This is a genomic window from Achromobacter sp., assembly GCF_036567245.1.
Taxonomy (GTDB): Bacteria; Pseudomonadota; Gammaproteobacteria; order Burkholderiales; family Burkholderiaceae_B; genus Achromobacter.
Genome location: NZ_DATCUY010000384.1, coordinates 1 through 7,653, shown reverse-complemented (window position 1 = coordinate 7,653; position 7,653 = coordinate 1). Strand labels below are relative to the sequence as shown.

At 66.9% G+C, this 7,653-nt stretch carries 8 protein-coding genes; 7 read left to right on the top strand and 1 reads right to left on the bottom strand.

Annotated elements, in window-relative coordinates:
• The 5 genes from VIR09_RS16450 to phbB all read left to right on the top strand — a co-directional run.
• Window positions 1–484, top strand: a 484-nt coding sequence (locus VIR09_RS16450) for an HlyD family secretion protein (RefSeq protein WP_332013840.1), incomplete at its 5' end; no start/stop codon positions are given.
• On the top strand, window positions 484–3,228 hold the full coding sequence (rbbA, locus tag VIR09_RS16445; protein ID WP_332013839.1) for a ribosome-associated ATPase/putative transporter RbbA: 2,745 nt from the start codon (window positions 484–486) through the stop codon (window positions 3,226–3,228). The genes VIR09_RS16450 and rbbA, both read left to right, overlap by 1 nt.
• 1 nt (window position 3,229) lies before the next feature.
• Window positions 3,230–4,354 carry an ABC transporter permease gene (locus VIR09_RS16440; protein WP_332013837.1) on the top strand — a complete coding sequence of 375 codons (1,125 nt, stop codon included), beginning with the start codon at window positions 3,230–3,232 and terminating at the stop codon, window positions 4,352–4,354.
• 68 nt (window positions 4,355–4,422) lie between these two features.
• Window positions 4,423–4,869, top strand: coding sequence for a hypothetical protein (locus tag VIR09_RS16435; RefSeq protein WP_332013836.1), 447 nt, complete (start codon window positions 4,423–4,425; stop codon window positions 4,867–4,869).
• Window positions 4,859–5,605 carry an acetoacetyl-CoA reductase gene (gene phbB / locus VIR09_RS16430; RefSeq protein WP_332013835.1) on the top strand — a complete coding sequence of 249 codons (747 nt, stop codon included), beginning with the start codon at window positions 4,859–4,861 and terminating at the stop codon, window positions 5,603–5,605. Before VIR09_RS16435 ends, phbB begins: the two co-directional genes overlap by 11 nt.
• Before the next feature lie 22 nt (window positions 5,606–5,627).
• On the opposite strand, the gene VIR09_RS16425 is transcribed toward phbB, so the two are convergent.
• Window positions 5,628–6,524: a LysR family transcriptional regulator gene (locus VIR09_RS16425; RefSeq protein ID WP_332013834.1), complete on the bottom strand. Its 897-nt coding sequence runs from the start codon at window positions 6,522–6,524 to the stop codon at window positions 5,628–5,630.
• Between the two features lie 138 nt (window positions 6,525–6,662).
• On the opposite strand from VIR09_RS16425, the gene VIR09_RS16420 reads away from it, so the two are divergent.
• Entirely contained in the window at window positions 6,663–7,280 is a 618-nt protein-coding gene (locus VIR09_RS16420) for a nitroreductase family protein (protein ID WP_332013833.1), read from the top strand.
• A gap of 20 nt (window positions 7,281–7,300) precedes the next feature.
• Window positions 7,301–7,653, top strand: a 353-nt coding sequence (locus tag VIR09_RS16415; RefSeq protein WP_414639437.1) for an EamA family transporter, incomplete at its 3' end; no start/stop codon positions are given.

The following is a 7,653-nucleotide window of genomic DNA, read 5'->3' as shown; positions in this document are numbered from 1 at the left end:
CGTCACGGCGGCGCTGGCCACCATCGCCCGCATCGAGGCCGACATCGTCGACAGCGAGTTGCGAGCGCCGCGCGACGGCCGCGTGCAGTACCGCGTGGCCCAGCCCGGAGAAGTGCTGGGCGCGGGCGGCAAGGTGCTGAACATGGTGGACCTGTCCGACGTCTACATGACCTTCTTCCTGCCCGAGCAGGCAGCCGGCCGCGTGGCGTTGGGCCAGGACGTGCGCATCATCCTCGACGCCGCGCCGCAATACGTCATTCCCGCCAAGGTGTCCTTCGTGGCCAGCACCGCGCAGTTCACGCCCAAGACGGTGGAGACCGCCAGCGAACGGCAAAAGCTGATGTTCCGCGTCAAGGCCCAGATCAGTCCCGAGCTGCTGCAGCGCCATCTGAAGCAGGTCAAGACCGGCCTGCCGGGCGTGGCCTGGCTGAAACTCGACGCCGATGCGCAATGGCCCGCCAACCTTGAAGTCCAGGTGCCCTGATGGACTCCCCGGACACCGCGCCCGTCGTGACGCTGTCCGGCGTCAGCCTGCGCTACGGCAAGACCGTGGCGCTGGACGGCATCACGCTGGACATTCCCGCCGGCCGCATGGTCGGGCTGATCGGCCCGGACGGCGTGGGCAAGTCCAGCCTGCTGGCCCTGATCGCCGGTTCGCGCGCCGTGCAGGAAGGCAAGGTGGAGGTGCTGGACGGCGACATGGCCAGCCGCCGCCATCGCGACGCCGTCTGCCCGCGCATCGCCTACATGCCGCAGGGCCTGGGCAAGAACCTGTATCCGACCCTGTCGGTCGAAGAGAACCTGCAGTTCTTCGGCCGCCTGTTCGGCCATGACGAGGCCGAGCGCCGCCGGCGCATCGACAGCCTGACCCGCAGCACCGGCATGTCGGCCTTCCTGTCGCGGCCTGCCGGCAAGCTGTCCGGCGGCATGAAGCAGAAGCTGGGGCTGTGCTGCGCCCTGATCCATGATCCCGACCTGCTGATCCTGGACGAGCCCACCACCGGCGTGGACCCGCTGGCGCGCGCGCAGTTCTGGGACCTGATCAACCAGATCCGCCGCGAACGCAGCGGCATGAGCGTGATCGTGGCCACGGCCTACATGGACGAGGCGCAACGCTTCGACTGGCTGATCGCCATGGACGAGGGCCGGGTGCTGGCCACCGGCACGCCGGCCGAACTGCAACAACGCACCGGCGCGGACTCGCTGGAAGCCGCCTTCATCGCGCTGCTGCCGGAGGAAAAGCGCCGCGGCCACAAGCCGGTGGAAATCGTGCCGCTGGCCATCGACGAAGACGCCGAAGTCGCCATCGAGGCGCGCGACCTGACCATGCGCTTCGGCGATTTCGTCGCGGTGGACCACGTCAATTTCCGTATCCGCAAGGGCGAGATATTCGGTTTCCTGGGATCGAACGGCTGCGGCAAGTCCACCACCATGAAAATGCTGACGGGCCTGCTGCCAGCCAGCGAGGGCAAAGCCTGGCTGTTCGGCGCCGAAGTCGATCCCCGCAACATCGACACGCGCCGCCGCGTGGGCTATATGTCGCAGGCGTTCTCGCTGTATGGGGAACTGACGGTGAAACAGAACCTGGTGCTGCATGCCCGCCTGTTCCACGTACCGGAATCCGAGATCCCGGCGCGCGTGGAGGAGATGACGCAGCGCTTCGACCTGGGCGAGGCGCTGGACGCCCTGCCCGAGAACCTGCCCATGGGCGTGCGCCAGCGCCTGTCGCTGGCGGTGGCCATGGTGCACAAGCCCGAACTGCTGATCCTGGACGAGCCGACCTCGGGCGTGGACCCGGTCGCGCGCGACAATTTCTGGCGGCTGCTGATCGCGCTGGCTCGCCACGACCAGGTCACGATTTTCATTTCCACCCACTTCATGAACGAGGCGCAGCGCTGCGACCGCATGTCGCTGATGCATGCGGGCAAGGTGCTGGTGAGCGCATCGCCGGACGAGATCACGCGGATGCGCGGCGCCAAGACGCTGGAAGAGGCGTTCATCGCCTACCTGATCGACGCTGGCGCCGGCACCAAGCCGGAAGACACGCCCGCTGAAGCCGCCCCCGCCATGGAACCCGCACCCGCCGAGACGCCGGAACACCGCGGCTTCAGCCTGCAGCGCATGCTGAGCTACATGTGGCGCGAATCGCTGGAACTGCGCCGCGACCCGGTGCGCGCCACGCTGGCCCTGGCGGGGTCGCTGCTGCTGATGTTCGTGATGGGATTCGGCATCAGCATGGATGTGGAAGACCTGCGTTACGCGGTCATGGACCGCGACCAGACCGGTCTGAGCCACAACTACAGCCTGAACCTGGCAGGCTCGCGCTACTTCATCGAACGCCCGCCCATCACCAGCTACGAGGAGATGGACGCGCGCATGCGCAGCGGCGAGCTGTCGCTGGCCATCGAAATACCGCAAGGCTTCGCCCGCGACGCGGAACGCGGCAACGGCGCGCAGATCGGCGTCTGGATCGATGGCGCCATGCCGCAGCGCGCCGAAACCATACGCGGCTATGTGCTGGGCATGCACCAGGGCTGGCTGATGCAGCAGGCGCGCGAACGCCTGGGCGCAGGCGCCACCCTGCCCGTCAGCATAGAGACGCGCTTCCGCTACAACCCCGACGTGCGCAGCCTGCCGGCCATGGTGCCCGCCGTGATTCCGCTGCTGCTCCTGATGATGCCTGCGATGCTGACCGCGCTGGCGGTGGTGCGCGAGAAGGAACTGGGCTCCATCATCAATCTATACGTTACGCCCGTCACGCGGCTGGAGTTCCTGTTGGGCAAGCAGGCGCCCTATGTGGCGCTGGCCATGCTGAATTTCCTCTTGATGACGCTGCTGGCCGTGACGCTGTTCGGGGTACCGATCACCGGCAGCTTCCTGACGCTGCTCGCGGCCGCCCTGATCTACAACGTGGTGGCCACCGCCATCGGCCTGTTGGCCTCCACCTTCACGCGCAGCCAGATCGCCGCGCTGTTCTTCACCATGATAGGCACGCTGGTGCCCGCGGTGCAGTTCGCCGGCCTGCTCAACCCCGTGTCGTCGCTGGAAGGCGCGGGCCGCCTGATCGGGCAGATCTACCCCGCCACGCACATGCTGACCATCAGCCGCGGCGTTTTCAGCAAGGCCCTGGATTTCTCCAATCTGCAAGGCTCGTTCTGGCCGCTGCTGATCGCCATCCCCGTCATCCTGGGCGCCTCGGCGCTGCTGCTGAAGAAACAGGAGACCTGAGATGCGGCACCTGGCCAATATCTACCGCCTGGGCGTGAAGGAACTGTGGAGCCTGGCGCGCGACCCGATGATGCTGATCCTGATCCTCGTGTCGTTCACGCTGATGATCTACACCGCGGCCACGGCCGTGCCGGAAACGCTGCACAACGCCCCCATCGCCGTGGTGGACGAGGACGTCTCGCCCCTGTCCGCGCGCATCACCTCGGCCTTCTATCCGCCCCATTTCACGCCGCCGGAAGTGACGACGTCGGCCGAGGCCGATGCCGGCATGGATGCGGGGCGCTACACCTTCTCGGTCAACATCCCGCCGAACTTCCAGCGCGATGTGCTGGCCGGCAGGCCCGCGGAAATCCAGCTGAACGTGGACGCGACGCGCATGAGCCAGGCGTTCACGGGCAGCAGCTACATCCAGCAGATCATCACCGACGAGATCAACGAGTTCGTCAAACGCTACCGCGCGCCCAACGAGCTGCCGGTGGAGCTGGCCGTGCGCATGCGCTTCAACCCCAATTTGACCCAGGCCTGGTTCGGCGCGCTGATGGAGATCATCAACAACGTCACCATGCTGTCCATCATCCTGACCGGCGCGGCGCTGATCCGCGAGCGCGAGCACGGCACCATCGAGCACCTGCTGGTCATGCCGGTGACGCCGACCGAAATCATGGTCGCCAAGGTCTGGTCGATGGGGCTGGTGGTTTTGGCGTCCGCTGGGCTATCGTTGACGTTCGTGGTACGCGGCTTGCTGCAAGTGCCGATCGAAGGATCGGTGGCGCTGTTCCTGGTCGGGGCGGCGCTGCACCTGTTCGCGACAACCTCAATGGGCATATTCATGGCCACGCTTGCGCGCAGCATGCCGCAGTTCGGCATGCTTCTGGTACTAGTGCTGCTGCCCCTGCAAATGCTGTCGGGCGGCACCACGCCGCGCGAGAGCATGCCGCAGTTCGTGCAGGACATCATGCTGGCCGCCCCCACCACCCACTTCGTGGAGCTCGGCCAGGCGATTCTCTACCGCGGCGCGGGCATCAGCGTCGTGTGGCAACCCTTCCTGGCGCTGGCGCTGATAGGCTCGGTCCTGTTCGCGTTCTCCCTGGCGCGCTTTCGCAAGACCCTCAGCCAGATGGCGTGAGGCCTGTGTATTCGTTACCCCTTACCACTCTCTTAAAAGGACGGATGATGAAGAAGACAACTGCCTCCATGCCTCAAGGCCTCGCCAGCGCCAATGCCGCCTACTGCCAGCGCATGGCCCAGCTTGCGCAGGAAAGCCAGCAACGCTGGATCGAATTGGGCCGCCGCCTGGCCGGCGGCAACGCCGAGCAATACCTCGCCACGCTGGCGCCGCTGCAGCAGTCCGGCAACTGGCAGGAGATCGCTCCCGCGCTGGGCGAGATCACACGCAAACAGTGGCAAAGCCAGCTTGAAGCCAGCCAGGCCATCACCCACGCGCTGCTGGAAGAACAGGCCACCCTGGCCTCGGGCATCAGCGAAGCCATGACGGGTTGGCTGAAGCAGGCCAGCGGCGGCGCCATGGGCCTGGATGCCACGCCCATGGCCCAGATCTGGACCACCCTGTCCAACCAGATGGCGTCCGCATGCTCGGCCATGCGCGACGCCAACAAGCCGGGAGCCCACCATGACGGCTGAACGCAAGGCGCTCGTCACCGGCGGGGCCGGCTGCCTGGGGCAGGCCATCGCGCAGGCCCTGCACGATGCCGGCCATAAGGTCATCATCACCTATCACTCCAGCGAAGACGCGGCGCGGGCCTGGGTCGACGCGGAAGCGGCCCTGGGCCGCCACTACGCCATGTACAAGGTGGACGTGGCGGACTACGACTCGTGCCAGGCGCTGGCGCGGCGTCTGGAGGAAGACGGCCACCAGATCGACATCCTGATCAACAACGCCGGCCTCACCCGCGACGCCAGCCTGCGCAAGATGAGCTACGACAACTGGACCGACGTCCTGCGCAGCAACCTGGATTCCATGTTCAACATGACGCAGCCGCTGTGCGGCGCCATGGCCGACCGCGGTTGGGGCCGCATCGTCAACATCTCTTCCGTCAACGGCAGCAAGGGTTCGTTCGGCCAGACCAACTACGCGGCCTCCAAGGCCGGCATCCACGGCTTCACCAAATCCCTGGCGCTGGAACTGGCCAGGAAGGGCGTGACCGTGAACACCGTGTCGCCAGGCTACCTGGCGACACGCATGGTGGAGGCGGTGCCCGAAGAGGTCTTGAAGGAGAAGATCCTGCCGCAGATCCCGCTGGGCCGGCTGGGCCGCCCGGAAGAGATCGGCGCGCTGGTCGCCTTCATCTGCAGCGACGCCGCCGGCTTCATGACGGGCAGCAATGTCGCCATGAACGGCGGCCAGCACATGTACTGAGCGGCGCCGGGCCGCCGCAGGGTCATTCCTGCGGCGCGCCCAGCTCTTCCAGCAGGAAGTCGACGAAGGCGCGCACCTTGGCCACCATGTGGCGGCGCGACGGATACACCGCGTACACGTAGGTCTCGTCGGGCTTCCAGTCCTGCAACACCGCCTGCAGCGCACCGCTGTCCAGGTCCTGCTGCACGTAGACGCGCGGCACCAGGCTGACGCCGAAGCCCGCGCGCAGCGCATCGCGCACCGCCAGGCTGGAACTCACCCGGTAGCGTCCGCGCACCGGCACGCGCTCGGTTTCGCCCGCGCGCTTGAAGGTCCATTCGTCCGCATGGCCCGACAAGGTGAACTGCACGCGCTCCATGCCGCGCAGCGCCAGGGGCGAGGCCGGCACGCCGTGACGCTCGAAGTAGACCGGCGCGCCGCAAAGCACGTGGTCCAGCGTCATCAGCTTGCGCGCCACCAGGCTGGAGTCCTCCAGTCTGTCGGTGCCGCGGATCGCCAGGTCGTAGCCTTCCTTGACGATGTCGATGCGACGGTCCTCCAGGTTGAGGTCCAGCGATACCTGCGGATAGCGTTCCAGGAAGCGCGGCATGGCGGCGGACAGCCGGACCAGGCTCAGCGACATGGGCGCGCTGACCCGCAAGGTGCCCGACGGCGCCTGCTGCAGCGGCCCCAGCGATTGCTCGGCTTCGCTCAGGTCGTCCAGGATGCGGGCCACTTGTTCGTAGTAGCGCGCGCCGGCTTCGGTCAGGCTCATGCGGCGGGTGGTGCGATTGAGCAGCCGCGCCGCCAGGTGGGCCTCCAGTTCGGCGATGTTCTTGCTGACCGCCGCAGGCGACAGCCCCATCTGGCGCGACGCGGCCGCGAAGCCGCCGCGCTCCACCACCTGCCTGAAAACCTTCAGCGCCGTCAGATGATCCATAGATTATTCACCATTAGTGAATGATATTGCCAATGGAATGGATATTATCGCCAAGCGGCGATTCAATTAGCCTGTGGACATGGAGTCGGCGCTCATGTGGCGAACCGGCAACCCCAGCAAATCCCAAGGATCGCAGCCATGAACCACGCCCTGACCGACGCAATCGCGCAACGCAATTCCGCCAATTTCTTCGACCCCGCCCGCGGCGTGGACGACGACAACATCCGCAACCTGATCTCCTGGGCCACCCGCGCTCCCACCGCCTTCAATCTGCAGAACTGGCGCTTCATCGCCGTGCGCAGCCAGGACGGCAAGCGCCGCCTGCGCGAGCTGGCCTGGAACCAGCCCAAGGTGAGCGAAGCGGCGGTGACTTTCATCGTGCTGGGCGTGCTGCCCCGGGCCGCCTGGATGGCCGACCGCCTGCAAGCCTCGGTGGACGCGGGCTTCATGCCGGCGGCCATGGTGCCGTCGTGGGAAGCCGCGGCCAGCCGCCTCTATACCGACTCGCCGCAGACCCGTCGCGACGAGGCGGTGCGCAGCGCCACCTTCGGCGCTTCCACCCTGATGCTGGCGGGACAGGCCCAAGGCCTGGCGGCCAGCCCGATGACGGGTTTCGACGCGGCCGGCGTGACCGAGGCCTTCGGCCTGCGCCAGGAAGAAGTGCCGGTCATGCTGGTCGCCATGGGCTACGCGCAGGACGGCAATTGGCCGCAGAAGCCGCGCCGCCCCGTCTACGACGTGCTTGAACTCGCCTGAGCCCTTGCCGGAGCATGACCATGAACCGCGGTTCCGATCTGCTATTGACTGCGCTGGCGCCCGCCATCTGGGGCAGCACCTATGTCGTCACCACCTTGATGCTGCCGCAGGACTATCCGCTGACGGTCGCCATGCTGCGCGCCCTGCCGGCCGGCCTCCTGCTGCTGTTGGCCGTGCGCCAGTTGCCCCAGGGCATCTGGTGGCTGCGCACCTTCATTCTGGGCGCGCTGAATTTCTCCGTCTTCTGGGCCCTGCTGTTCGTGGCGGCGTACCGCCTGCCGGGCGGCGTGGCCGCCACGCTGGGCGCGATCCAGCCGCTGGTGGTCATTCTGCTGGCGCGCAGCCTGCTGGGCACGCCCGTGCGCGGCCTGTC